A 25,734-nucleotide genomic window follows, 5' to 3' on the forward strand; every position below is an offset into this window, starting at 1 on the left:
GGCTATTCGGCGGACAGCGAACCTAGTGTGCCACTGGCCTCAGCGTCCTGCGGTTACCTCCGATCTCCCGCGTGCGATCCGCGTCGGCCCACACCCTCACGACGCGGATGCACGTGCATTGGGCCTTGCATTCGCACGCTACGATGCGCAGGATAACGCACGAGACTTCCGAGCCACGGCTGCACAACGAGATCACTCTGCGGGGTCCGGTGGAATGACGTCACGCCACGCGCACGACGACACGCGGTGGGAGCTCGGCCCTCTCGCGGGGCCGGACGACCCACGGGCCCAGGCTGGGCACTCGACGCCCGTCCCGGAGGCCTTCGACCTGCCGCCGCGCCTGGACACCGCCGTCACGGCGCTGACGGAGCTCCGGGGCTCCACCGTCTCGTTCCTCGTCGAGCCCGATCCGGAATCGGTCACCGAGGCCCGGCACTTCGCGATCTCCAGGCTGGCCGAGTGGAGCCTGTCCGAGCTCGCCGACGACGTCGGCCTCGTCGTCTCCGAGCTGGTCACCAACGCGCTGCGGCACAGCGGGAAGGCCGCCGGCGGGCGGCCGGGCGACGACGTGCACCGCGAGGGCGTGTACGACGACCCGGCCGACCCGCTCGGCTCCGCGCCGACGGCCATCCGGCTGCGCCTCGGGCACGAGGGACCGTGGCTGCTCTGCGGGATCATGGACGCGAGCCGGACGGCGCCCCGCCGCAAGGAACCCGACTACATCGCCGAGACCGGACGCGGCCTGCACCTCGTCGAGTCGTTCAGCGTCCGGTGGGGGTGGCGCGCCCTCGCGCACGGAAAGGTCGTCTGGGCCCTCTTCCGGTCCCCCTGACGGACACGATCGAATCCGCGGGCGTAACAGCGCGCGACCGGGGTAACAAAATAGTTCCCCCGACGAGGCCCTAGAACTTCTCCAGGGTTGGACGAGGCGAGGGGCAGAGAGGAGCACCGGTGGACTTCGCCGTCGAGCATCGCGTCGAGAAGGGCCTCACGGTCGTCAAGATCAGCGGTGAGATCGACGTCTTCACCAGCCCCCGCCTGCGCGAGTCCCTGCTGGAGATCATCGACAGTGGCGGCTCGCACCTGGTCATCGACCTCGGCGAGGTGACCTTCCTGGACTCCACGGGCCTGGGCGTGCTCGTCGGGATCTACCACCGGCTGCGGGCACGTGACGGCTCGATGTCGTTCATGGGCGTCAACGACCGGGTGCGGCGCGTCTTCCACGTCACCCAGCTCACCAAGATCTTCGTCCTGCACCGGTCGCTGGAGGACGCGATCGCGGCGCACGAGGCCGCCGCGCCCTGAGCCCCCGCGCTCGCTCATCCCTCTTCGCCCGCCCTCGCCCCCTTTCTCTGGTGCGAGTTATCCACAGTTTCCGTCGGCGCTCCCCGCGCCGGGCGCACCCGGTACGGTGAGACCGAGATCAAGCCCGCCGCCTGGGAGGCCTCCCGACGCGCGCGGTGCTGTCCGGCCCATCGAACGGACGGGAGCGCTCCGTGGCAGAACAGCCGCTGCATGAGCACACGCTCGGCAATGGCCTGCGCGTGGTGGTCTGCGAAGACCACGTCGTACCACTGGCCGCCGTGAACATCTGGTACGGGGTGGGCTCGCGGCACGAGCGGGCCGGCCGCACCGGCCTCGCGCACCTCTTCGAGCACCTGATGTTCCAGGGGTCGGCGAACGTCGCCGAGGGCGAGCACGCCGCCCTGCTGGAGAGCGCCGGCGCCGCGTTCAACGCCAGCACGTCCTTCGAGCGCACGAACTACTACGAGACGGTGCCGGTCAGCCACCTGGAGCTCGCGCTCTGGCTGGAGGCCGACCGGATGGGCACCCTCCCCGCCTCGCTGACCCAGGCCAACCTCGACAACCAGCGCGACGTGGTGAAGAACGAGCGGCGCCAGCGCTACGACAACCAGCCCTACGGGACGGCCTTCGAGCGCCTATGCGCGCTGACGTTCCCAGAGGGGCACCCCTACGCGCACACCCCGATCGGCTCCATGGAAGATCTGGACGCCACCACCCTCGACGACTGCACCGACTTCTTCGCCACCTGGTACGCGCCGGGCAACGCCGTCCTGTCCGTCGTCGGCGACGTCGACCCGGAGAAGACGCTGGAGGCGGTCGAGCGCTACTTCGGCGGCCTGCCGGCCGGGCCGGAGCAGCCCGCCGCGCGCCCCGGCGGGCTCGACCCGCTGACCGGCGTCCGCGGCGAGACGCTCGACGAGGAGGTCCCCTCCCCCGCCTACTTCGCGATGTTCCCGCTCCCCACCGACGGCGGCGACGACATCGAGGCGGCCGAACTCGCGGTCGAGATCCTCGGCGGCGGCTCCGGCTCCCGCCTCTACGACCGGATGGTGCGGCGCGACCAGATCGCCACCGAGGTGTGGGCCGGGGTCACCCGGCTCGCGTCCGGCCAGTCCCTGGCGATCGTGGACGCCGTCGGCCCGCAGCCCGAGAAGATCGCGGCCGTACTGGACGAGGAGCTCGAACGGTTCGCCGCGCACGGCCCCGACGCCGACGAGACCGCCCGCGCCACCGCCCAGGCCGAGCGCGGCTTCCTGGAGCAGACCGAGACGGTGACGGGCCTCGCCAACGCGCTGTCGCAGAACGCGACGCAGTTCGGCGACCCGTCCCGGACCTTCACCGCCCCCGGCCGCGCCGCCGCGGTCACCGGGGACGCGATCAAGGAGATGGCGGGCCGCTGGCTGGCCCCGGGCGCCCGCACCGCCCTGACCTACGGAGGCACCTCGTGAGCAGCGGCCTTGCACTGCAGCCCCGCCCCGTCCCCGGGCCCGTCCCGGCCTGGGCGTTCCCGGCCGGCACCGCGGGCCGCGTCCCGGCCGGCCCCGCGACGCTGCGCTGCGACCTGCCCGGCCGCCGGCTCGCCGCCGTCCGCCTCGTCCTGCACGCGGGGGCGGGCCGCGAGCCGTCCGGCCTCGACGGCGTCGCGACGCTGGCCTCCCGCGCGCTGCTGGAGGGCACCGAGCCCGGCGGCGGCACCGCGCTGACCGCCGCGTTCGAGCGGCTCGGCGCCAGCCTCTACGCGCACGCCGACCTGACCGCCCTGCGCATCGCGCTGGACGTCCCGACCACGCGGCTCGGCGCGGCCCTCGACCTGTTCTCCTCGGTGGTGCGCCGCCCGGCCCTCGACGACGCCGACGTCCGGCGCCTGGTCCGCGAGCGCCTGGAGGAGATCGCCCAGGAGGACGCCGACCCCGGCACCCGCGCCATGCGCGAGCTGCGCGCCGTCCTCTTCCCCGCGGAGGCCCGCGCCTCCCGCCCGACGGGCGGCACCCCCGACTCGGTCGGCGCGCTGCAGGGCTCGCACGTCCGCGACTTCTACGGTTCCGTGGTCCCCGCCGAGGCGACCGCGGTCGTCGCCGGCGACCTCGCCGGCACGGACGCCGATGGCGCCCTGGCCGCCGCCCTGGAAGGCTGGGCGGGCTCCGCCGCGCCGCTCCCGACCGCCGACCGGGTCCTGCCCGAGTCCGCCGCCCGCATCGTCGTGGTCGACCGCCCCGGCTCCGTGCAGACCTACCTCAGCTTCGGCCACGGCGTCCCCGACCGCTCCCATCACGACTGGCCGTCCCTGATGGTCGCGTCGCACGTCCTGGGCGGCGGCCTCACGTCCCGCCTCAACGCCGTGCTGCGCGAGGAGAAGGGCTACACCTACGGCATGCGCGCCGGCCTGCTCCGCATGCGGCACTGCGGCGTGTTCATCGCCCAGGGCGCCGTCCACACCGAGGTCACCGCCGACGCGGTCGCCGACGCCCTCACCGAGCTGCGCGGCGTCGTGTCCCGCGGCATCGACGCCGAGGAGCACGGCTCGTCCGTCCGCGCCCTGGCCGACCGCGCCCCCGCCGAGTACGAGACGGCCCGCGCCGTCGCCGCCGAGCTGGCCGACGTGTCCGCCAACGGCCTGGGCGCCGACTACCCGAGCGCCTACCTGGCCGCGGTCCGGGCCTCCACCCCCGACGGCGTGGCCCGCGCCTACCGCAAGCACATCGACCCCGAAGCCCTCACCATCATCGCCGTAGGCGACGCCGCCCAAATCCGCGAGCCGCTGGAAAAACTCGCCTACGCCCCCGTCACAGTCACCTCCAAGGAGACCTGACCCCGCCCCCGCAGGGCGCAACGCGCGTGCAGTGAAAACCGCGAGCCCAAACAAGGCCCCACACGCGCCACCGCCCTGCGGCCTAGCACCCCAACACGCCCCAGGCCCACGCCACCCACGGCCCAGACGCCGCCCCAGACCCCACCCAGCCCAGCAACCGGACACAACAAGGCGCCATCCGCAACCCCGAAGCGCGTCCCGTGCGCAAAGCGCCCCCACGACCGAGCGCCCCTGTGCCGCTACCCGACCAGGCCACAGCCCCGACGCCGTCACGAGCCCCGCCCGGCCCAGCAACCGGGCACCACGGGCGCGAGCTGCCACCCGCCATCTCTAGGCGCGGCTCTATGCGAAGCCCCCCTCCACCCTGGGCATCCCCTACCGCACCGCACGACAGGGGCGCGCCGTGCCGACTCCCCAGCCGCACACGCCGTCCCCCCAAGACGACCGGATAGGCCGCCCTGGCACACCCCTCGAGGCGACAGCGCACGCACGCGCTCCCAATCGCCCGCAGCACCCTGCGCCAAAGGCACCTGCCAGGCTGGAGAGGACCTCAAACGAACCCGCGCACGTCCACGAACTGACGCAGCACGCCCGCGCCGACGCCCACCTGCGCCGTCCCCTCGCCGAGACGACGGGCGTCGGCCCGGCGCACCCCTTGAAGCGACAGCGCACGCACGCGCCCTCAATCGCGCGCAGCACCCTGCGCCAAAACACTCCACCAGGTTGGGGAAACCCCCTGCGAACCAACCTGTGCGGCTCCGTGGACCGCGCTCTCGTGCTGACGGCCGTCTACGTCGTCTCGGGGCCGCGGCGACCTGATGGGTCGGCTTGGTGTTTCTTCTTGGGGCGGCTGGGCGCGCGTTCAGGCGCGCGTGGCGATCCTGTGTCAAGACTTCTCGGCAGGTTGGGGAGGGCCTTGCGAACGCGCTTGCGCGGCTTCTTGGGGTGCGCTTGCGTGCTGGCGCCTGTCTAGCGCGTCGAGGCAATCGGTGGGAAATTGGGGGATTGGTCCCGGCGGGGTGAACCGGTGGCATGGTTGAGGGGGTCTAAGTTTCTGGTGCGCGCGGCCCGGGTCGCGCGGGTGGTGGGCGCGGGGTGTTTCGCCTCGCGGCGGGAGAGGGGAACGGCCGGTGTCCTACGGGCAGATGGCGGGCGGTGGACCGTCCGTCGACACGATCCTTGCTGAGCCGAACTGCAAACCCGGCGGGGTCGTGGCGGGCAAGGTGCACCTGCGCGGCGGCGCCGGGCCCGCGGAGATCCGGCAGGTCACGCTGGCGCTGATGCCGCGCATGCGGCACCACGGCGGCGAGACCGCGGGGCCCGAGGTGTACCGGGGCGCGCTGACCCGCGGATTCCGGTTGGACGCGGGAGGGCAGCGCGACCTGGCGTTCTCCATCCCGCTGCCCTACGAGCTGCCGTTCACGACCGTTCTCGGCCACGAGCTGCCCGGCTTCACCATCGGGATGTGCACCGAGATCGACGTGGCGGGGCAGCCCGACCCGGGCGACATCGACCCGATCTCGGTGGAGCCGCTGGAGTCGCAGCAGTGGGTCCTCGCCTCGATCGCCCGGCTCGGCTTCCAGATCACCAACGTGACGTTCGAGTCGTCCAAGCTGCGGGGCGTGTCCCAGCAGCTGCCGTTCCACCAGGAGATCCACCTCAACCCGCCGCCGTCGCACCAGGGGCGGATCGAGAAGGTCGGGCTGGCCTTCGTCGCCAGCCCGCGCGCCATGGCCTTCGTCCTGCGCGCCGAGGACCGAGACACCCCGCAGGACGAGTCGTTCGGCGTGTTCCAGGTGCCGCACGCCGAGGCCGCGGAGACCGACTGGAACGCCAAGATCGGCCAGTGGCTGGAGGCGGCGGTGGCGCTGCCCCGGTCGTCGCGGCCTGGCCCGGCGGCTCAGGGTTCCCCGCCGCCGCCCGGGCAGGCGCCGCTGCCGCCGCCCGGCGGGCACTCGGCCTTCCCGCCGCCTCCGCCGCAGGCCGCGGCGGCCTACGGCGGGCCCGCCGAGTACGGGTCGCACGGCAACCACCATTTCCCGCCGCCCGCGCCTGCTCCTGGTCAGCGGCAGCCTGCGCCGGTGGCCGATCCGGGTTACGCGCCGAGCCCGCCCGGCATGCCCCCAGCGCCCGGGCACGGCTTCCCGCCCCCCGCGCATTCGCCGATGCCCGGTCATGGGATGCCGTCACAGGGGATGCCATCGCACGGGATGCCCTCGCATGGGACCCCGCCCCATGGCACGCCGCCTCCTGCGCCCCAGCATGGGATGCCATCGCACGGGATGCCGTCACACGGGACCCCGCCCCATGGCACGCCGCCTCCTGCGCCTCAGCATGGGATGCCCTCGCATGGGGCGCCGTCCCCTGCGCATGGGATGCCTTCTCATGGGGCGCCACCTCCCGCGCCGCCGGGGCCTGTGCCGTATGCGCCCGCCGCGCATGGGGGGCCGCCTCCGCCTGCGCCGCCGGGGCCCGCGCCGTATCCGCCGCCCGCGCACGTCCACCACGGTCCGCCCGGCTACCACGGGCACCGCCACCTCGGGCACGGCGTCGCCGCGGCCGGGCTCGTCGGCGGTGTCGCGGCGGCGGGGGTCGCCGGCGGCATGGCCATGGGGGCCCTGGACGCGGCCGGATACGCGCAGAACGTCGCGGGCTACGTCGCCGGCGCCCCCGTGGACGCCTTCGGCAACGCGCTCGCCGGCTACGCGGGCAACGTCGCCGGCAACGTGATCGCGGACGCGGCGGGCGGCATCGCCGGGGACATCGCGGGTGACGTGGCCGGCGAGCTCGCGGGCGGCGCCGCCGAGATCCTCGGCGGCCTCCTGGGCGGCCTCTTCGGCTGATCTTCCGGGGGTAGCCGGGGAGACGATGGGTAAAGGAAAAAAGGGCGTTTCGGACGGGATCCGCTGCGCACTCGGCCAACCCGGCCGGGGGTGGTTATCGTCGTGAGCGCAGCCTGCCTCCGAGGAGTCACATGACCACCGTGGTCCTGGTTCTGCTCTGCCTCGCGATCGCCGGACGCGAGCTCTACCTGGCGTCCGACAAGCGGCTTCCGCAAGCCCAGGCGGAGCTGCGCAACCTGCGGAAACAGCTGAACGATCTCGCACGGGACCACGACGTGCTCAAGCGGGTGGTGGACGAGGCGACCGAGCCGGTCGGCATCCCCATCCCGCCGCCGCAGCCCGAGGCGCCGGCGTCCGACGTCGCGGAGAGGCTGGAGACCGTCACCGGGCGGGTGGAGCGGCTGGAGAAGCAGTTCGGCGACCTGTCGGACGAGCTCTCGGGCATCGACCTCGACCGCGACTCCCAGCACGCGCTCGCGCGGACCCTCGACGCGGTGGAGCAGGACGTCCAGGAGCTGCACCGCGAGATGCTCGACCGGCTCGACCGCGAGGAGGGCGTGGTCACCGGGGCGCTGCTGAGCGAGGAGGGGGAGAGCGAGGCGCTGCTCGCGGAGGCCTACGAGCAGTGCGCCGCCGAGTGCGGGCTCCGCGTCCGGTTGCGCGACCAGCGGTCGGAGCAGGCCACCGGCACCTACTGGGGCACCGTCTACCAGATGTCCGGGCGGCGCCCCGACGTCCTCGCCGAAGACCTGTTCTCCTACGTGCGCGGCCTCTACGACCCGAAGGACGCGGCCGCGGTGACCGTGCTGCTCACCGAGCTGGCGTCGCTGCGGGGCGGCGGCGTCGCGCGGTTCGGGCCGTTCGTCGCGGTCAGCACGCAGAGCGCGGTGCTGTGCGGGGTGCTGCCGGACGAGGGCGCGCCGCCGACCGAGCCGTGGCGGCTCGTCGAGCACATCCGCGAGCTGCCCGCCGACCGGCAGCGCGACCTCACCTGGCTGCGTTCGGACGACTGATCAGGGGCGGACGAACCGGGGGGCTCCGTCCGTGCGGTCCACGCTGAACGCCAGCAGGCACCGCGGGACGCGTGCCGCGTCGATCTGGAGGCACAGGCCGAGCCCGAGGTCCGGGTCGACGACCACCACGCGCCGCAGGGCCCGCAGCGCCCGGCGCGCCCGGACGCGGGTCTCCGGACGCCCCGCCTCGTGCACCGTGCCGGTGACCACCCGGCCCGCGTAGCGCCAGAGCGCCGCCGAGTCCAGCACGCGCACGCCCGCCGACGTCAGGTTCGCGACGATCACGACGCCGCTGTCGTCGTCCTCGGACGCGGACGGGGCCGGCAGCGTCCCCTCCCCCGGCAGGTCGCGCGGCGCCCGGGGCCCGCCGACCGCGCGGTGGTAGCGCAGCGGGTCGAGCGTGTCGATGACGAACGCCCCCGCGTACGGCCGGGAGGCGCGGGGCGGGCGCGCCAGCCCGTGCGACGGCGTCCGCACCGCACGGACGCCGAGGCGGGCGCTGAGGTCGAGCACGATGCCCGCGTCGTCCAGCCACACCGGCACGCCGAGCTTGGCCGCGGCCGTCCGGTCGAGGGCGTCCATGGTCCGCCACAGCTCGTCGGTCCTGCGCGACAGCGTCGAGGCCATGCCGAGTCCGGGGAACGCGCTCTCCAGGACGGCCAGCGTCGCCTGCCACGTGGTGCTGCCGACGAACTCCGCCACGAACGCGTCCGCCATCGCCTTGCGACGTTCGGGGTCGGTCATGGGGCCGGGCGGCTGCGGAGGCGCCCACTGCGGCGCCGGGATGTCCGGCACGGTCGCCGAGGGCGGCGCGGCGGCCAGACCCTTCCCCGGCAGGAACGGCTCGTCGTCACTTCGGGCGTGCCGCCCCGTGGGCGCGGGGCCGGTCTCCTGGGGCGTCCAGGGCTCGCCCGGCGAGGCTTCGCCCACGCCGAATCCAGGGGGCGTCTCGCGTGTCACCCAGAGGGACTCCTCCTGGGACGCCGGTGTCTCGACGGGCGGCGGGGCCGGGGGCGGCACCGGCGGGTGGGGGGTCCAGGGCTCGTTCTCGGGTTCCGGCGGGGGCTGGACGGGCACCCAGTCGGACGGCGCCTCGTCCGGGGCCGGTTCCGGGGCGGCGCCCTTGCCCGCCACGTGGACGTCTTCGGGGTAGGGGCCTGGGCGGGGGGTCGTCTCGGGGCCGGCCTCCTCGGGTCCGGGGTCCTCGGGCTGTGGGGTGCGACGGTCACGCGGGCCGAATCTCACGATGTCGATCCTGCGCTCAGAGCAAGGTCGTAGGCAAGCTCATCGGGAGCCGAAGAGCGTGGCGCACAGGGAGCGGAGGCGGTCCGGGCCGTCCTCGGCGGGCAGCACGGTGAGGACCGGGTCCGGGCCCGGGCCGTGGCGCAGCCGCACGGGCACCTCGCGCCGCGCCGGCTCGTCGGCGCCCTGAGCGGCGGCGATGTCGCGGAGCCCGACGGAGACGACGTCGGGGATCTCGACGACGAGGGGCTGCTCGCCGGCGGGCAGCTCGTCCAGCCAGAGGTCGAGGACGTGGTGGGCGAGACCGTTCAGCAGGCGTCCCCAGGGTTCGATGAGGCCCGGCGGGACGTGCTCGGTCTGCAGTTCGGGGAGGCCGAACCTGGCGAGTCCCCTGGTGGTGATGTAGGAGCCGTCCCGGCCGGTGGTGTGCGGCAGGAGCATCCAGTCGGTGAGCCGGACGGCGCCTCCCGGCCCCGGGAGGGAGCCGAAGAGCCGGTCGTGCGCGAGGACCTGCGGGGTGAAGACGTCGATCACCGGGGCGGACGCGGCGGCGCCGACGGCGCCCGCGACGGCGCGTGCCGCCCACTCGTGGGCGGGCGGCCGCCCCGGCCGGTACGCGGCGCGGACGGCGAGGACGTGCGCCGCGGCGGCGACCGCCTCCACCTCGGCCGGGGAGCCGCCGTACACGGCGAGCAGGTCGGCGGGGAGCGGCGGGAAGCCGTCGGCCGGGCGCTGGTCGAGGGTGAGCATGGGGCTGCCGAGCATGCCGAGGACGAGGTCGCGGAGCGGTGGCGCGGTGCGCCGCAGCAGTTCCTCACGGGCGAGGGCCGCGGGGTCGCGGAGCGGCTCGGCGAGCGCGACGGCGTAGGTGCCGTGGAGCGTCTCGGGGACCGGCAGCGTCAGCTTCTCACCCAACTCATCTCCCGGCGGCCTCGGCGAACGGCGACCCTTCGATCAGAACGAAGCGGACGTTGGAAAGTATCTGGCGCGAACGGGACAGTTACCTCACACGGCCGGGAGCCGGGAGCCGCGCCCACGACCACGCCGTCAGCGCCGGGGCACCCGCTGCTCGAACCAGACGACCTTGCCTCCCGCGGTGCGGTGGGTGCCCCAGCGGGCGGCCAGGTGGCCGACGAGCTGGAGGCCGCGGCCCGACTCGTCGGTGGCCTCGGTGTGCCGCAGGTGCGGCATGTCGGCGCCGTCGTCGTGGACCTCGCAGAGCAGGCCGCGTCCCCTGATCAGGCGGAGGCCCACGGATCCCGCGCCGTGCACGAGGGCGTTGGTGACGAGCTCGCTGACGAGCAGCCGCGCGGTCTCGGCGAGGTCGTGCAGGCCCCAGTCGGCGAGACGGGCGCCGACCTGCGCGCGGATCCACGGGACGCTGCCGGGCACGGCTTCGAGCTGCCAGGTGACGACGTCGTCGAGGGGGATGCCGTCGAACCCGACCGCGACGATGGCGATGTCGTCGGCGGGGGTGGGCCCGGCGAGCCGGTCGAGCAGGTCGTCGCAGGTGCCGTCGAGGTCGGCGGTCGATTCGGCCAGGCGGGCGCGCAGCTCCTCCAGGCCCGCGTCGAGGTCGCGGTCGCGGCGTTCGAGGAGGCCGTCGGTGCACAGCACGAGGCGGGACCCGTCCTCGACCTTGAACTCCACCGTCTCGAACGGTTCGCCGCCGACCCCGATGGGCACGCCCGGCGGGACGGGCAGCACGCGGCTCTCCCCGTCCGCCGTGCGGAGGACGGGCGGGACGTGCCCGGCGCTGGCGACCGTGCAGCGCCGCTCGACCGGGTCGTAGACGGCGATCAGGCAGGTGGCGAGGTAGTCCTCGCCGAGCCGGCGGGCGAGGCCGTCGAGCTGGCGCAGCAGCCGGTCGGGCCGCATCTCCTCGGCGGCCAGGGTGCGGACGGCGGTGCGCAGCTGGCCCATGATCGCGGCGGAGGTGAGGCCGTGCCCCATGACGTCGCCGACGACGATGCCGAGCCGGCAGCCGGGCAGCGGGATGGCGTCGAACCAGTCGCCGCCGACCTGGGCGGCCTGTTCGGCGGGCCGGTAGCGGTAGCGGACGCGGGCCCCGGCGACGTCGGGCGGGTCGTCGGGGAGCATGCTGCGCTGGAGCTCCTCGGCGACCTGGACCTCGCGCCGGTACAGCCGCCCGTTGTCGACGCAGAGCGCCGCGCGCCGGGCCAGCTCGTCGACCATGGCGAGGTCGAGCTGGTCGAACCCGTGCCGGTCGGGCTTGCGCAGCAGCATGAACGTGCCGAGCACGCGCCCCCGGGCGATCAGCGGGACGACCAGCAGCGCGCGTCCGGTGAACAGGGGACGCAGGTCGCGGGCGCCGAACGCGGCGGCGAGCCGGCCGGCCCGCGCGTCGTCGACGCGGGGGATGTGCACGGGCCGCCCGGTGCGCATGGCCTGGACGAACGGGGTGCGGGACGGCACGGAGAGCGGCTCGCCCTCGGGGACGGCCTCGTCCCAGCGTCCGGCCTCGTCGTTGTGGGCGACGGCGACGCGGCGCATCGGCGTGGTCTCGTCGACCTCGTCGGCGGGCGGCGCGGAGTCGGTGACGACGCTTTCGAGCAGTTCGACGGCGGCGAGGTCGGCGAGCCGCGGCACGAGGACCTCGGCGAGCGTCCGGGCGGCCTGCAGGTGGTCGAGCGAGCTGCCGATCTGCTCGCCGGCCGCGCCGAGGAAGGCGAGGGGCTCCAGGGCGTGGGAGAGGTCGCGGCGGGCGCGCGGCGGCCGGTCCGCGGGGGCGCGCGTCAGCGGCCGGGGCAGGGGGACGGTCGGCGCGGGGGCCGGGGCGGCCTCGGTGTGCGGGACGATGGGCAGCCGGATGGTCAGGCCCAGCGACACCGCGGGGCAGCCGAGGCCGAGGACCTGCGAGGCGATCTTCCCGAAGACGAGGGGGTCGAGCGCGGGCAGGAGTTCGGCGAGGCGGTCGGCGAACGGGCCCGCGAACGGGTCGGGCCCGTCCGGGGACGGGCCGGCGAGCGCGGGCTCGACCCGCAGCAGCCGGACGGCGGCCGGGCGGAGGGCGGCGGCGCCGGCCGGGCCGGGCACGCCCGGCGGGGCGAGCAGGAGGTCGCCGACGGTGATGCCGATCCCGTCGCGGCGGAGCCTGCGCAGGTCGGCGGCCAGGGCCAGGACCCGGACGCCGTGGTCGCCCGGGGCGCCCTCGACGGGGTAGATCCACCAGCCGATCTCGGCGGGCTCGCCGTTGTCGGCCCGTCGCAGGGTGCAGGCGCCGCACCAGACCTGCCCGAAGGCCTCCGGCTCGAAGGCGCCGCGGTGCTCCCTGGGGAGCCGGAGGAGATCGCCGGGCGGGCGGCCGAGGGCCTGCGGGCGCGCGGCGCCGAACAGGTCGGCGGCGGTATCGTCCCAGTGGCTGATGCGGCCGCGGTCGTTCACCGTGACGGCGGTCATCCTCGTGACGCCCAGCAGATCCGCGATCACCATGCGGTCCCCCTCCCCCGAGTGGAACGACGCGCGCAAGCCTCCTGGCAACACACGGTGAAAGAGAAACTACAGGCTGTGCGGGCGGTTCGCTCGGTATCCGCCGAACCTCTCCGGGTGAGCGCTCACTCATTGGTCGCGGACCGTGCTAACGTCCAGCGGGGAAGCGAGGTGGAACGGGTTGGCGACACGGACGGAGCCCATGCGGGACCGGATCCTGGCCGCGGCGGTCACGGTGATCCAGTCGCGCGGGATCGTGGCCGCGACGACCAAGGAGATCGCGCGCACCGCGGGCGTGTCCGAGGGCAGCCTCTACAACCACTTCGCGAACAAGACCGCGCTTTTCGCGGCGGCTCTGGCCGAGGTCACCGGAACCGCGCGCACCGCGATGGCGGAGCTCGCCGGATCGGTCGGGCAGAACTCTGTGGAGGAGAACCTCACCCGCCTGGCGACGGAGATGGTCCGCTTCTACGGCGAGCTGCTGCCGATGACCGGGCCCGTCCTGGCCGATCCGGAGCTGATCGCGTGGCTGCGGAGCGACGGCCCGGGAAAAGCACAGAACGCGACCGCCGCCAAGTCGCGTGCCTGGACCAGAGGTGGCCACACCGGCGAGCCGCCGCCTCCCGGGGCGCCCGGCGGTCCCCCGGCGGGGCCGTCCGGCGGGCCGGCGGCGGGTCCGGTGATGGGCCACGCGGCCCTCATCGGGTATCTGGAGGCCGAGCGGAAGGCCGGACGGCTGGCGGACGGCGCGCCCTCGCCGTTCATCGCCGCGGCCCTGCTGGGAGGCTGCCAGCAGCACGCCTTCCTGGCCCGGCTCGCGGGCGCGGATGCGGTGGCGGCGGGCGCCGGGCTCCCGGCCGCGCCGGAGGAGTTCGCGGCCCGGCTGGTCGAGGCCGTCCTGGCGGGCCATCTCACCACGCCCTGACCGAAAGCGGGCATCAGGCACTAACGCCCCATTGACACCCTTTGCCCCTCGGCAGACGATCGCGCAGCCCCCGTTGTGATCCCTGCCAGGAGGCGCAATGTCGCGCACACCGTTACCGCCGCGCACCCCTTTCCGGCACCGCACACCGCTGACGCGGCGCGGACCGCGGCGAAGACTCGCCCCCGTCCTCGCCGCCGCCGCGCTCCTGATCGGGACGTTCGCGGCCTCCCCGGCGCACGCGGCCCCGAAGGCGTCCCCGTCCGGCGCCGCCGTGGACGTCTACGCCGCCGAGCTCACCGCCGACCAGGTGCGGCTGCTGAACCGCTCCGCGCTCGACCGGGAGGACGTCCGCTTCTCCAGGAGCGCGCGGAAGGACCGCGTCCACGTCGAGGCGGTCATGAGCGGCACCGAGGCGGCGGCGCTGAACGCGCGGGGCCTCGCCCTCTCGGTCAGGAAGGTGAACGGCAAGGACGCCCGGCAGCGGGCCTTGGCCGCGCCCAAGGTCTTCCGTCCCTACAGCGGCCCCGGCAACATCCGCGAGGAGCTTCTCAAGGTGGCCGCCGGCCATCCGTCCATCGCCACGGCGGTGGACGTCGGGACGTCCGGCCAGGGGCAGCCGATCACGGCGGTGCGCGTCAGCAGGGACGTGCGCGGCCTCAGGGACGGCCGGCGCCCCGTCGTCGTCTACCAGGCGGCCCAGCACGCCCGCGAGTGGATCACTCCGGAGATGGTCCGCCGGCTGCTGCACCACTACGTGGACGGGTACGGCGCGGACGCCGCGGTCACGAAGATCATTGACACCACGGACCTGTGGTTCGTCCCGGTCGTGAACGTGGACGGCTACGACCTGACGTTCAAGGACGGCTTCCGGCTCTGGCGCAAGAACACCCGCGACAACGACGGCGACGGCCGGATCACCGGCGCCGACGGCGTCGACCTCAACCGCAACTTCCCCTACAAGTGGGGCTACGACAACGAGGGCTCCTCGGACCAGCCCGCGAACCAGACCTACCGCGGCAAGGCGGCGGGATCCGAGCCCGAGACGAAGGCGCAGCTCGGCCTGTACAAGCGGCTCCGCCCCACCTACCTGGTCAACTACCACTCGGCCGCCCAGCTGCTCCTGCACGGCGTCGGCTGGCAGGCGCTCACCCGCAGCCCGGACGACGCGATCCACGACGCGCTGCTCGGCGACATCGACCATCCGGCCGTCCCCGGCTACACGCCCGAGCTCGGCGCCCAGCTCTACACCACGAACGGCGACACCGACGGCCAGGCCGACAACGTGTACGGCTCCCTGTCGATCACGCCGGAGATGGCGACCTGCACGACCGCCGCGAACGAGGATCCCGACGACGCGTGGGAGCCGGGCGACTGCGCCAGCGACTTCGAGTTCCCGGACGACGAGGCGCTGATCGCCCGCGAGTTCCAGAAGAACCTGCCGTTCGCGCTGTCGGTCGGCAAGTCGGCGCGCACCCCCGACGAACCCGTCTCCTCGGTGGGACGGACCGCGCCGGACTTCGAGACGGACGCGTTCGGCACGTCCTACGGCCCCTCCCAGGAGGTCGCCGCGGTGATCCGCAGGTCGCTGCGGGCCAAGGAGCTGCGCTACCGGATCGACGGCGGCCGGGTCCGGCGCGCCCACGTGCGCGAATGGCGCGGCGGCGAGCGGTTCGGCGGCGAGAACGACCTCTACTACGCCGAGTTCCGCGGCGAGGTCGCGGGGCAGCGGCCCGGGGACAGGGTCGAGGCGTGGTTCACCGGCAGGAAGGGCCACAAGCAGGTGGAGAGCAAGCACTTCACCTACACAGTGCGCGACCAGCAGAAGGCCGATGTCCTGGTCATCGCGGACGAAGACTACACGGGTATCAACCCGACCTATCCGGCCGGAACGAACAAGCCCCGGTACGCCCCCCAGTACGCCGACCTCGTCAAGGCCGCCAAGCACCGGCCGCTCGTCTGGGACATCGACCGGGACGGCGTCCCGCACGACCTCGGCGTCATGAAGCACTTCAAGGCGGTCGTCTGGTACCTCGGCGACAACCGGCTCACGCAGGACGCGGCCGACGACCCGGTGAAGACCTTCCTCGGCGACGCCCGCGACTCGCAGGTCGCCGACCGGGAGAAGGACCTGCTGCTGTCCGTCCGCTCCTACCTGAACGAGGGCGGGAAACTGCTCCACACCGGTGAGACGACCGGCTACTACGGCCCGATCAGCCGGCTCAACGGCGGCGGCATCTACTACGGGCTGAAGGGCCACCCCGAGAAGCCCTGCGTCGTCACGGGCAACTTCCGGGACGACTGCGAACTGCTGTCGGACGACTTCTTCCAGTACTACCTGGGCGCCTACGACAGGCAGCGCGTCGGCTCCCCCACCGGATTCGCCGGGACGGCCCCGCCGCTCGAAGGCGTCACGTCCAAGCTCACCGGCACCCCGGCCAACCCGGTGAACGAGGCCGGCGGGTTCCAGGTCACCTCGACCGTCCTGCCCAAGGCCGGCTTCCCCCAGTTCACCAGCTGGAAGGCCGGCGACTACACCGGCGCCGCCGCACCCACCGAACCCGTCGAGGGCCAGTGGTACGTCGCGGGACCGCACCAGGACGGCGCCTACCGGCGCCTGACCCGCACGATCGATCTGTCCTCGGTCACCGCCGCCCAGGCCCCGACCCTGCAGGCCCAGCTCTCCTACAGCACCGAGACGGGCTTCGACAACGTCATCGTCGAGGCGCACACCACCGGCGCCGAGGACTGGACCACCCTGCCCGACAAGAACGGCCGGACGAGCACGGCCGTCCCTGAACAGTGCGAGCAGGGCTACCTCATCGACATGCATCCGTTCCTCGGCCATTACCTCACCCGGGGCAACCCCTGCGGGGGCACCGGGACGTCCGGTGCCTGGAACGCCTTCACGGGCAATTCCGACGGCTGGGTCCCCGCCGCGTTCGACCTGGCCGCCTACGCGGGCAAGAAGGTCGAAGTGTCGATCTCCTACGTCAGCGACCCCGCCACCGGCGGGACCGGCTTGTTCGTCGACGACACCAGGCTCACCACCACCGGCGGCCCGCTCGACGCCGAAGGCTTCGAGACCGGTCTCGGCCCCTGGGCCGTCCAGGGCGCCCCGGCCGGGAGCCCCGGCAACGGCACCGAGCTCGTCCGGTCGCAGGCCCTGATCGACTCCGTCTCCGCGGTGGCGACCAGGGACAGCGTCCTCCTCGGCTTCGGCCTGGAGCAGACCCCGGAGGCACGCGCCCTGACCGTGAAGGCCCTGAACCACCTGCTCGACTAACCCCTCACCCCGGTCCCCCGGGACCCGCCGCGCGCGGGCTCCCGGGGGATCGGGCTCTATACCGGCCGATCAGCACCACTTTGACCAAGAAACGACCTGATGTGATGGAGGCCACGTAGAACCCTGGCAACCATTTGGCTCGTTCCATGCGTCTTACAGGGCAGGAAGACCCACCGGCGGATCGAAGCGCTCGATCGGGCACGCCCGCGACGTCCCGGCAACGGGGTCGCTCTGGCACAGCCGAAGCGCGCCGAACCCTCGGCCCACCCTCCAAGCGAGGCCGAGGCCACACCGAACCCGCCGGGAACGGTGGCACGTACCACTCGACGGGGGGCGTTCAACCGCCCTGCCCGCGCGTGCCCCCGACCACGCGCCAGGCAACCGTCCCCGTCCACCGGGGACACAACCACGGGGAGCGACGATGACCGCTGTCACCACGCCCGTCCACCGCAACGCCAAGGGCGACAACGGCCGCGACGCCAACGGCAACGCCACGACCGACGACGCGCGCCGCTACGAGCGCGACGTGCTGCCGCTCGCAGACCCCCTCTACATCAGCGCCGTCCGCATGACCCGCAACAGCGCCGACGCAGAGGACCTCGTCCAAGAGACGCTGACCAAGGCCTACGTGAACTTCCACCAGTTCCAGGAAGGCACGAACCTCAAGGCGTGGCTGCACCGCATCCTCACCAACAACTTCATCAACACCTACCGCAAGAAGCAGCGCGAGCCCCAGCGCGCCGGCTCCGAAGAACTCGAGGAGTGGCAGATCGCGCAGGCCGAAGCCCACGCCTCCGGCTTCCGGTCCGCCGAGTCCGAGGCCCTCGACCGCATCCCCGACTCCCAGGTCGTCGCCGCCCTCCGCGCCCTCCCCAAGGACTTCCGCGACGCCGTCTACCTCGCCGACGTCGAGGGCTACCCCTACAAGGAGATCGCCGACCTGATGGGCACCCCCATCGGCACCGTCATGTCCCGCCTCCACCGCGGCCGCAAGCAACTCCGCGAATCGCTCAGTCTCGCGGCGTAGTTCTCCTCCTTCGGGCGCTGAGCGCCCTCCATCGTCGAAAAACGCGGGCGATCGCTGGCATCGCTTCGACTCGCCTAGCGGCTCGCTGCGCGATCAGGTTCTCGCTTCGCTTGAACCTGCCTTCGGACGCGATCGCAACCATTGAGGTCGTTGCGTGGTTGCGGAGGTGGCCGGGGTCAGTGGGGTGTCTATTTTTGGCGCCCTCCTCCTTCCGGCCTGATGCAGTTGCAGCGTCGCCACGGTCGTGATCGCGAGTGTTGAGGTTGTTGCGGGCGGGCGGGTGGGGGTTGCTTCGGAGATAGAGGGTGTGCGTTCGCCTGCACGATCTGTTATGGGTCGGATACGTTGTGCGACGTCCCTCGGAAACTCGGGAGTCGTGTATGCCGAACCTGTTCAGCGCGGTCGTCGTCGGGGCGGTCGTCGCCCTGATTCCCGCCGCGCCACCTGGGGCGGAGACGTCGTTGCGGCTTTCCGTCACGCATCCGGGCGGGAGTACGTCCGGGAGTAGGACGGTCACGCTGCGTTGCGATCCGCCGGGGGGCGAGCACCCCGAAGCCCAGCGGGCCTGCCTGGAGCTGGAGGGGTCGGGCGGGCGGTTCGAGCACCGGCCGGACGGCCGCATGTGCACCGCCGTCCACGCCCCTGTCATCGCCCGCGCCGAAGGACGGTGGAAGGGCAGGCCCGCGCGCTTCAAGGCCGAGTACGGCAACGACTGCGCGATGCAGTCGCGCACCGGAACCGTCTTCGCGTTCTGACCCGGCGCAGGTCGGCGGCCGATTCGCAAACCGTCCGAATAGGGCTGCCGACCGTGGGTAGGGCGCGCACACACAGGCCACGCGAGGCGTTGGCTATTCGGGAGGATGTGCGCGCTATGTCATCGAGGGTCAGCGACGTGATGACGGCGGCGCCCCAGTCTCTGCCACTCGACGCGACGCTCTACGAGGCGGCTCGCATCATGCGGGACGAGGGCATCGGCGACGTGCTGGTCACCTACGCGGGACGGCTCTGCGGACTGGTGACCGACCGTGACATCGTGATCCGCGCGGTGGCCGAGAGCCGCGACACCTCGCTCACCCCGCTCGGCGACGTCTGCACGGCCGAGCTGACCACCGTCCACCCCGAGGACGACACCGACACCGTGGCGCGGCTGATGAGCGAGCACGCCGTCCGGCGGTTGCCGGTCGTGGACGCCGAGCACCACCCCGTCGGGATCGTGTGCATCGGCGACCTGGCCCTGGCGAACGGCGACTCCGGGCCCCTTCCCGAGATCAGCAAGGCGCCGCCCAACAACTAGGACACCCCATGAGGCACCAGGGCCGCACGGCCGAGCAGGGCCCGCCTGCGCATCCCCCGGGGCAGGCTACTCTCGGAAAGGTGACGTCCACCGAAACGGTCCTGACGGACCAGCTCGCGCTGGAGATCGCCCGGCTGGGCATGGTCGGAGAGTCCTCCGACGTGGGCACCCTGCACCGGGTGACCGAGCTCGCGGCGCGCGCCGTGCCGGGGTGCGCGGGCGCGGCGAGCGTGCGGTGGGCGCTGCCGAGCCCTCATGGCCTGCCCGACCGGGCGAGCGGCATGCCCGACATGCCCCTCCAGGACGGGCGCGCCGGCGCGGAGGAGAACCGGCCCGAACCGCTGGCCGCCGCGGCCAGCCATCCGGACCTGGCCGAGGTGACCGACCGGCAGCTGTCCCGCGGGCACGGGCCGCTGTTCGACGTGGTGGCCGACCGCCGGGCGCTGACCGCCGACGACATCCTCGCCGAGACCCGCTGGCCCGAGGCGATGTCGGACATGCTGCGCCGCGGGGTGCGCTGCTTCGCCACGACCCCGCACCAGAGCCCGCGGGTCCTCGTCACGCTCACCCTGTACGGGGTGACGCCGAAGGCGCTCGGGCCCGAGCGGCACGCGATCACGTCCCTGCTGGTCGCGCAGGGCACCGCGGCCTTCTCGAACAGCCAGCAGTACGACGACGTGCACCGCACCGCCGTCCAGCTCCAGGCCGCCGTCGAGGCGCGGGCGGTCGTCGACCAGGCCAAGGGAATTCTCATGCACGCGCTCGGCTGCGACGCCGACGAGGCATTCGCCGAGATGCGTCGCATCTCACAGACGCGCCACGTGAAGCTCACCGCGCTCGCCCAGCGTATCGTCGGTCACCAGGGCCTGCCCTAGGTGCGGGCGGGGAGCATAGGCTGCGTGAAGCGGCCCCGTAGAACGGTGTCCGGCCCGGGACGGGCGGGAGCCGCCTGGTTCCACCGTGGTGACGCGGACGAAAGGAGACCAGATGCACGATCGGCCTGACCAGCTTGAGCCCGAGACCCTCCTGCGGGAGATCTCGGATCTCGAGGGACGCATCGGCGAGCTGCGCCAGGCCGCCGGCGTGCCCGAGCCCGACCTGCGCGCCACGCTGGACGCGGCGCTGGTCGAGCTGGAGCTGGCGCTGACCGTGCTGCGCACGATGGGCGGCGAGCAGTCCGGCGAGCCCGGCGGGTCGGCCGCCGCCGAGAACGAGCGGCGCGTGCTGCGCACCGTCTTCCAGGACGCCCCCGTCCCGCTGTTCCTGCTCGACCGGACGACGAACGTCCGCCGGGTCAACCGGCAGGCGGCCATGCTGCTCGGCACGTCGGCGGGATACGTGTCGGGCAAGCAGTTCACGGCGTTCTGCGACATGGCGACCCGGGCGGCGGTCCGGTCGCAGCTGGCGGCGGCGATCCGGACGGGGCAGCGGCGCCGCGTCAGCGTCCGGTTCCTCGGCCGCGACCATCCGATCGACGCCGTGCTGACGGTGGCGCGGGTGTGGATCCGCGGCGAGCCCGACCCGATGGTCGTGGTGGCCGCCGGGCCGACGACCACGCCCGCCGACGACGGCGGGGCCGCGGCGTCCAGGGCCCAGGCGGCGGGCGCTGCCCGGGTGCGCGCCGCCGACGGCGGGCAGGGCGACGACGAGGCCGTCGCCACGATCGTGCACCGGATGGACGTCCTCGCCACCGCCAGCGAGCTGCTGCTGGACGAGCCGGTCTTCAACGAGACGGTGGCCGTGCGGCGCTGCGCCCGGCTGCTGGCCGCGGAGCTGGCGGACTGGGCGTTCATCGACCTGACCGGCCCCGGCGGCGGACCGCAGGGGGGCGCGCAGGGCGGTGCGACCAGGGCGGGCGCGGCTCCCGCGCTGCGCCGCCAGGTCGTGATGGGCCCGGAGGACGAGCGGTCCGTCGAGGCCGCCAGGATGCTGGAAGAGGTCGACCCCGCCGAGGACACGCTTCCCCACGACGTCTTCGTCACCCGGCAGAGCGCGCTGCGCCCGCACGTGGAGAACCTCGACGTGCTCGGCATGTGCCCGGACGGGCTGCCGGTGTGCGGCAAGATCGGCGTGACGTCGGTGCTCAGCGTCCCCATCGAGGACGGCGACCGCGCCATCGGCACGATCACCCTGGCGGCCAGCGGCGAGTACGGCCCGTTCGACCTCATGGACCTCGGGGTCGTGCAGCGGCTCGGCCGCTACCTGGCCCTGGTGATCCGGGCCGCGCGGCTCTACCGGCGCCGCGCCGAGGTGGCCGACACGCTGCAGGCCGGGTTGCTGCCGAAGACGCTCCCCTCCATCCCCGGGGTGAGCGTGGCCGCCCGGTACCTGACGTCCACCCACGGCTCGGAGGTGGGCGGCGACTTCTACGACGTGTTCCGCACCGAGAACGGGTGGGGGCTGGTCCTCGGCGACGTGTGCGGCAAGGGCGAGGACGCGGCGGCCGTGACGTCGACCGCCCGGCACTGCGTCCGGCTCGCGTCGCGGTGGAAGGCCCGTCCCGGCGACGTGCTCGCGACCGTGAACGAGGCCCTGCTGGACGAGGACCGGTTCGTCACCGCCGTGATGGCGAACCTGACGCTGGAGACCGAGCGGATCATCGTGTCGCTCGGCACCGCGGGCCACCCGCCGGCGATCGTCGTCCGCGCCGACGGGGTGATCAGGTCGGCGTCGCGCGGCGGCGTCCCGCTCGGCCTGTTCGAGGACTTCGAGGCCGGGCTCGACACGATCGACCTCGCCGTCGGCGACACGCTGATCCTGCATTCGGACGGGGTCCTGGAGGCGTGCGACATGACGCGGCAGGAGTTCGGCCAGGAGCGGCTGCTGGAGGCTCTCGCCGGGCACGCGGGGAAGCCGCCGGAGGAGATGCTCGGCGGGGTGGAGCGGGCGCTGCTCGACTTCTGCGACGGCGACCTGCGCGACGACGTGTCCATTCTCGCGCTGCGGGTGGAGCCGCCGACGCTCGACTAGAACGTTTCAGCCGCGCGACTGATGGGCGTTTTGCCGGGGTAAACGGCATCCATGAGCGTCGACCCCTCGGACAAGCCCCGCAACGAGACGGAGCACGAACGTCTGGACCGGCAGCTGATGGAGCTCCTCCAGGGCTTCCGTGTCGCGACCACCGGCGTGCAGGTGCTGTTCGCGTTCCTGCTGACCGTCCCGTTCTCGGCGAGCTTCGACACGAAGGTCAGCGAACTGGGCCGCGCGCTGTTCTACGTCGCGCTGTTCGGGGCGGGGTTCGCGTCCGTCTGCTTCATCGCGCCCGTCATCCAGCACCGGATCCTGTTCCGGCTCGGGCAGAAGGCGCTGCTGATCCGGCGCGCGAACCGGTTCGGGATCGCCGGCGCCTTCGCGCTGGGCGTCTCGATGACCGCGGCGACCACACTGGTCGTCCAGTCCCTGTCGGACGAGGCCGCCGCCACCGCCGCCACGATCGTGGTCGCGGTGCTCCTGTGCGGGTGGGCGTGGTTCGTCCAGCCGTACCTGACGCGGCGCCGCGCGGAAGGGCGCGCGCGGAAGACCGAGGACCTCTGACGCGCGGATCGCCCAGGTGGAGGGAACCCTTGGAGCGTGCGTCGCACGCTCCAAGGGTCCGGAAAGCGACCGTCAACCGACTGAGCCCTCGGTGGACGGCATCGTGGGGAAGAGGCAGTTCATGGAGCGCCGCCCCTTCTGGCATTGGTCAGGGTCCTGCCAGTCCACCGGCCTCGACGCGGCGAACTCATCTCCCTTGACGCACGGAGGGGTGCGAGGGGATGACCTGCTGACAGGGATCTAGTCGTGCCCGATCCCGGCGGGAGTCGGGCACTGCATCTGGACCAGTCGTCCGATGGGGACGCCGTCGGCCGGCAGACCCGTCCCGGTGTCCCAGGACAGGACCTTGGTCCCGTTCGGGCAGGGGGCCCCGTCCTTCACGGGGGCCGGGGCGTCGTCGCGGACGGCCAGCAGACCGCCGGTCGCCGCCACAAGGCCGAGGAACAAGGCCACCCAGCGATATTTCTGGAGGAACTTCATCAGAATTCCTTGGATGCGTTGAGGGGAGCGCTGCGGCCCACTGACCGCAGCGGTATATACCCTTCCGCTGTCTCTCCAAGAAGCCAAATCGCCGGCGGTGGATCCCGTCAGGGGGAAATAAGGGCCTTCACGGCGTCGAAGAGCACCCCGTGAGAAGGACGTGCCGTTCCCTTTCGATGCCGTTGGTCTTACCCGGACCGACGATTGATCCGAAACGTCCAGATTTCCGGCTGGCCGGAGCCGGGCCCGCCGCCCCGCGGGCCCGGCTCGGAGGCGGCGTCAGTAGGCGCGGCCGAAGATGACGCGCTTGCCGTAGGCGGACGGGCGGCCGCACTTCACGCAGACGCCGGTCTCCTCGGGCGCGTCGGTGGCGATGACGCGCGGGGTCGCGGCGGTCTCGGCCTTGATGTCGTCCTCGCAGCCGGTGTCGCCGCAGTGGAACGCGCGGGCCCAGCCGGTGGCGACCTGCGCGACGAACGCGTCCCAGCCGTCCACGACGACGGTGTTGTCCTCGCGGAACTTCTCGGCCCTGGCCAGCAGGAACGACTGGAAGTCGGCGAGCATCCCGGGCAGCACCTCGGGCACCTTGTCGAGCGGGATCTGCTCCTTGCCCTGCCCCTCGACGGTCGGGAGCCGCCGGACGACGGTCGCGACGCCGTTCTCGATGTCGCGCTTGCCGAGCTCGATGCGGATCGGGACGCCGCGCATCTCCCACTCGTTGAACTTGAAGCCGGGCGTCAGCTGCGGGCGGTTGTCGTCGACGTGCACCCGGATGCCCATCGACTTGATCGCCGCGCCGAGCCGGCGGGCCTCCGCTGCGGCCTGCTCGCCCTGCTCCTTGCGGCCGATCGGCACGACCACGACCTGGTAGGGCGCGAGCCGCGGCGGCAGCACCAGGCCCTTGTCGTCCCCGTGCGTCATGATCACACCGCCGATCATGCGGGTGCTCATGCCCCAGGACGTGGTGTGGGCGAGGGTGAGCCTGCCCTCCTCGTCCTGGTACTGGATCTCGAACGCCTTGGCGAAGTTCGTGCCGAGGTAGTGGGACGTGCCGGACTGCAGGGCCCGGCCGTCGCGCATCATGGCCTCGATCGTGTAGGTGCGGACGGCGCCGGCGAACCGCTCGCCGGGCGTCTTCTCACCCGACACGACCGGGATCGCCGCCAGTTCCCGCGCGAGGCTCGCGTAGGCGTCCAGCGCCCACATCGTCTCGCGCATCGCGTCGTCCTCGTCGGCGTGGGCGGTGTGGCCCTCCTGCCAGAGGAACTCGGTGGTGCGCAGGAACATCCGGGGCCGCATCTCCCACCGGACGACGTTGGCCCACTGGTTCAGCAGCAGCGGCAGGTCGCGGTGCGAGTCGATCCACTTGGCCATGTACTCGCCGATGACCGTCTCGGAGGTCGGCCGCACGATCAGCGGCTCCTCCAGGTCCTTGCCGCCGGCGTGCGTGACGACGGCCAGCTCCGGGGAGAAGCCCTCGACGTGCTCGGCCTCGCGCTTGAGGTAGGACTCCGGGATGAACATCGGGAAGCAGGCGTTGTCGTGCCCGGCGTCCTTGATGCGCCGGTCCAGGTCGGCCTGGAGCAGCTCCCACACCCGGTAACCGTACGGGCGGATGACCATCGTGCCGCGAACCGGTCCGCGGTCGACGAGCTGGGCCTGCACCACCAGCTCGTTGTACCAGGCGGAGAAATCCTCGCTCTGCGGCGTCACACCTTCTCGACTCACGGCCACAAGGGTACTGACCATCGGCGTTGGTCATGTCACCTTCGCCACGGAGGCCGCCGCCGCGGACGCGGACGCGCTCCCGCGTCCCCCGGACGGTGTGCCGCCGGACGGAGTGAGGGGCCCGGCGTGGCCGGGCCCCTCGGGTGTGCCGTTCCGGTGGTCCTACGCCTGGTGGCGGGCCACCGTTCCGGCGTCGGTGTGCAGCCGGGCGTTGCTCCGCGGCACGCCGTGGGTGGTGATGTCGCCGCCCTTGAGACGGACGGTGATCGAGAAGTCGCGGGGCACCTTGAGCGTGACCGTCAGGTGGCCCTCCTCCCTGGCCGGAACCGGGGTGGGGGCTCCGACGGTGACGCGGCCACCGTCGAGCGCCACCGGTCCGTTGACGACGGCGGCGGCGATGCTGCCGTGGTCGGCGGTACAGGTGACGGTACCGACCGCGTCCAGGTCCGGCGAGCCCCCGCCGGAGCGGATCGCCACCGGGAAGAGCTCCAGGTCGAGTTCGGGTCCGAACCGCACCAGTTCGGCGCGGGCGGCCTCGACCTCGTACGCGCCGCCGACGGCCTCGATCCGGGCGTCGACCTCGTCGCGGTCCTCTTCGGCGTGGATGACGACGTCGACGTCCATGCCCAGGACCACGAGCCGGCCGACGCCGTCGAGGTAGTCGCGGTCTGCGGTGAGGGAACGTTCCATGACGCACTCCTTGGGGATCTGGTTTTTCGCGTCCTTCATGCCGGCTGGCGGCACATAGAAGATCGTCCAGAACTCCCGCCCCTCCGCACACCGCGGCCTCGCCGAGGTCAC

The 25,734-nt window shown here is 73.1% G+C and carries 21 protein-coding genes; 14 read left to right on the top strand and 7 right to left on the bottom strand.

The annotated features are described in order from the left end of the window. The first annotated feature begins 214 nt into the window (after window positions 1-214). The 4 genes from BJY14_RS14810 to BJY14_RS14825 all read left to right on the top strand — a co-directional run bounded on the left by BJY14_RS14810 (window position 215) and on the right by BJY14_RS14825 (window position 4,114). Window positions 215-832, top strand: coding sequence for an ATP-binding protein (locus tag BJY14_RS14810; RefSeq protein WP_179844141.1), 618 nt, complete (start codon window positions 215-217; stop codon window positions 830-832). 119 nt (window positions 833-951) lie between these two features. Beyond that, window positions 952-1,305: an STAS domain-containing protein gene (locus tag BJY14_RS14815; protein ID WP_179844142.1), complete on the top strand. Its 354-nt coding sequence runs from the start codon at window positions 952-954 to the stop codon at window positions 1,303-1,305. Between the two features lie 191 nt (window positions 1,306-1,496). After that, on the top strand, window positions 1,497-2,753 hold the full coding sequence (locus BJY14_RS14820; protein WP_179844143.1) for a M16 family metallopeptidase: 1,257 nt from the start codon (window positions 1,497-1,499) through the stop codon (window positions 2,751-2,753). After that, on the top strand, window positions 2,750-4,114 hold the full coding sequence (locus BJY14_RS14825; RefSeq protein ID WP_179844144.1) for a M16 family metallopeptidase: 1,365 nt from the start codon (window positions 2,750-2,752) through the stop codon (window positions 4,112-4,114). Before BJY14_RS14820 ends, BJY14_RS14825 begins: the two co-directional genes overlap by 4 nt. A 550-nt stretch (window positions 4,115-4,664) precedes the next feature. On the opposite strand, the gene BJY14_RS46505 is transcribed toward BJY14_RS14825, so the two are convergent. Next, entirely contained in the window at window positions 4,665-4,790 is a 126-nt protein-coding gene (locus BJY14_RS46505) for a hypothetical protein (RefSeq protein ID WP_281382089.1), read from the bottom strand. A 454-nt stretch (window positions 4,791-5,244) separates the two neighbouring features. On the opposite strand from BJY14_RS46505, the gene BJY14_RS46510 reads away from it, so the two are divergent. Together BJY14_RS46510 and BJY14_RS14835 are read left to right on the top strand one after the other, a co-directional pair. Next, window positions 5,245-6,957, top strand: a complete 1,713-nt coding sequence (locus BJY14_RS46510; protein WP_179844145.1) for a sporulation protein — start codon at window positions 5,245-5,247, stop codon at window positions 6,955-6,957. A 131-nt stretch (window positions 6,958-7,088) separates the two neighbouring features. Next, complete coding sequence (locus tag BJY14_RS14835; RefSeq protein ID WP_179844146.1) at window positions 7,089-7,970, top strand: hypothetical protein; 882 nt, start codon at window positions 7,089-7,091, stop codon at window positions 7,968-7,970. Here the strand turns inward: BJY14_RS14835 and BJY14_RS14840 are convergent, their stop codons facing one another. The 3 genes from BJY14_RS14840 to BJY14_RS14850 all read right to left on the bottom strand — a co-directional run bounded on the left by BJY14_RS14840 (window position 7,971) and on the right by BJY14_RS14850 (window position 12,665). Next, window positions 7,971-9,215 (bottom strand): hypothetical protein, encoded by a 1,245-nt coding sequence (locus BJY14_RS14840; RefSeq protein ID WP_179844147.1) that lies wholly within the window; start codon window positions 9,213-9,215, stop codon window positions 7,971-7,973. It abuts the gene before it with no gap. Between the two features lie 39 nt (window positions 9,216-9,254). Beyond that, a complete protein-coding gene (locus tag BJY14_RS14845) occupies window positions 9,255-10,127 on the bottom strand; it encodes a hypothetical protein (protein WP_246395917.1) in 873 nt (290 codons plus the stop codon). A 132-nt stretch (window positions 10,128-10,259) separates the two neighbouring features. Further along, window positions 10,260-12,665, bottom strand: a complete 2,406-nt coding sequence (locus tag BJY14_RS14850) for an ATP-binding SpoIIE family protein phosphatase (protein ID WP_179844148.1) — start codon at window positions 12,663-12,665, stop codon at window positions 10,260-10,262. A 178-nt stretch (window positions 12,666-12,843) separates the two neighbouring features. Between BJY14_RS14850 and BJY14_RS14855 the strand changes: the two genes are divergently transcribed. The 8 genes from BJY14_RS14855 to BJY14_RS14890 all read left to right on the top strand — a co-directional run bounded on the left by BJY14_RS14855 (window position 12,844) and on the right by BJY14_RS14890 (window position 22,725). Then, a complete protein-coding gene (locus BJY14_RS14855) occupies window positions 12,844-13,587 on the top strand; it encodes a TetR/AcrR family transcriptional regulator (protein ID WP_179844149.1) in 744 nt (247 codons plus the stop codon). A gap of 97 nt (window positions 13,588-13,684) precedes the next feature. Continuing rightward, on the top strand, window positions 13,685-16,870 hold the full coding sequence (locus BJY14_RS14860; RefSeq protein WP_179844150.1) for a M14 family metallopeptidase: 3,186 nt from the start codon (window positions 13,685-13,687) through the stop codon (window positions 16,868-16,870). A gap of 421 nt (window positions 16,871-17,291) precedes the next feature. Further along, entirely contained in the window at window positions 17,292-17,897 is a 606-nt protein-coding gene (locus tag BJY14_RS14865; protein WP_179844151.1) for a sigma-70 family RNA polymerase sigma factor, read from the top strand. A 380-nt stretch (window positions 17,898-18,277) separates the two neighbouring features. Next, on the top strand, window positions 18,278-18,652 hold the full coding sequence (locus BJY14_RS14870; RefSeq protein ID WP_179844152.1) for an SSI family serine proteinase inhibitor: 375 nt from the start codon (window positions 18,278-18,280) through the stop codon (window positions 18,650-18,652). 116 nt (window positions 18,653-18,768) lie between these two features. Further along, complete coding sequence (locus tag BJY14_RS14875; protein ID WP_179844153.1) at window positions 18,769-19,191, top strand: CBS domain-containing protein; 423 nt, start codon at window positions 18,769-18,771, stop codon at window positions 19,189-19,191. An 80-nt stretch (window positions 19,192-19,271) separates the two neighbouring features. Continuing rightward, a complete protein-coding gene (locus BJY14_RS14880; RefSeq protein WP_258945383.1) occupies window positions 19,272-20,066 on the top strand; it encodes an ANTAR domain-containing response regulator in 795 nt (264 codons plus the stop codon). A 112-nt stretch (window positions 20,067-20,178) separates the two neighbouring features. Further along, window positions 20,179-22,161, top strand: a complete 1,983-nt coding sequence (locus tag BJY14_RS14885) for a SpoIIE family protein phosphatase (RefSeq protein ID WP_179844155.1) — start codon at window positions 20,179-20,181, stop codon at window positions 22,159-22,161. A 51-nt stretch (window positions 22,162-22,212) separates the two neighbouring features. Beyond that, window positions 22,213-22,725, top strand: coding sequence for a DUF6328 family protein (locus BJY14_RS14890; RefSeq protein WP_179844156.1), 513 nt, complete (start codon window positions 22,213-22,215; stop codon window positions 22,723-22,725). 240 nt (window positions 22,726-22,965) lie between these two features. On the opposite strand, the gene BJY14_RS14895 is transcribed toward BJY14_RS14890, so the two are convergent. From BJY14_RS14895 to BJY14_RS14905, 3 genes are all read right to left on the bottom strand, one after another. Further along, the gene (locus BJY14_RS14895; RefSeq protein WP_179844157.1) at window positions 22,966-23,205 is read right to left on the bottom strand and encodes a hypothetical protein; all 240 of its coding nucleotides are present in this window, start codon (window positions 23,203-23,205) and stop codon (window positions 22,966-22,968) included. A 279-nt stretch (window positions 23,206-23,484) separates the two neighbouring features. Continuing rightward, window positions 23,485-24,933 (bottom strand): proline--tRNA ligase, encoded by a 1,449-nt coding sequence (gene proS / locus BJY14_RS14900; RefSeq protein WP_312879230.1) that lies wholly within the window; start codon window positions 24,931-24,933, stop codon window positions 23,485-23,487. Between the two features lie 162 nt (window positions 24,934-25,095). Beyond that, entirely contained in the window at window positions 25,096-25,623 is a 528-nt protein-coding gene (locus tag BJY14_RS14905; RefSeq protein ID WP_179844158.1) for a hypothetical protein, read from the bottom strand. Window positions 25,624-25,734 lie beyond the last annotated feature (111 nt).

This window comes from Actinomadura luteofluorescens, from assembly GCF_013409365.1.
Taxonomy (GTDB): Bacteria; Actinomycetota; Actinomycetes; order Streptosporangiales; family Streptosporangiaceae; genus Spirillospora; species Spirillospora luteofluorescens.

Coding starts and splice junctions, on each gene's coding strand:
- BJY14_RS14860 (WP_179844150.1), top strand. CDS start 13,685: ATGTCGCGCACACCGTTACCGCCGCGCACCCCTTTCCGGCACCGCACA.
- BJY14_RS14875 (WP_179844153.1), top strand. CDS start 18,769: ATGTCATCGAGGGTCAGCGACGTGATGACGGCGGCGCCCCAGTCTCTG.
- BJY14_RS14870 (WP_179844152.1), top strand. CDS start 18,278: ATGCCGAACCTGTTCAGCGCGGTCGTCGTCGGGGCGGTCGTCGCCCTG.
- BJY14_RS14905 (WP_179844158.1), bottom strand. CDS start 25,623: ATGGAACGTTCCCTCACCGCAGACCGCGACTACCTCGACGGCGTCGGC.
- BJY14_RS14895 (WP_179844157.1), bottom strand. CDS start 23,205: ATGAAGTTCCTCCAGAAATATCGCTGGGTGGCCTTGTTCCTCGGCCTT.
- BJY14_RS14885 (WP_179844155.1), top strand. CDS start 20,179: ATGCACGATCGGCCTGACCAGCTTGAGCCCGAGACCCTCCTGCGGGAG.
- BJY14_RS14835 (WP_179844146.1), top strand. CDS start 7,089: ATGACCACCGTGGTCCTGGTTCTGCTCTGCCTCGCGATCGCCGGACGC.
- BJY14_RS14865 (WP_179844151.1), top strand. CDS start 17,292: ATGACCGCTGTCACCACGCCCGTCCACCGCAACGCCAAGGGCGACAAC.
- BJY14_RS14850 (WP_179844148.1), bottom strand. CDS start 12,665: ATGGTGATCGCGGATCTGCTGGGCGTCACGAGGATGACCGCCGTCACG.
- BJY14_RS14890 (WP_179844156.1), top strand. CDS start 22,213: ATGAGCGTCGACCCCTCGGACAAGCCCCGCAACGAGACGGAGCACGAA.
- BJY14_RS14810 (WP_179844141.1), top strand. CDS start 215: ATGACGTCACGCCACGCGCACGACGACACGCGGTGGGAGCTCGGCCCT.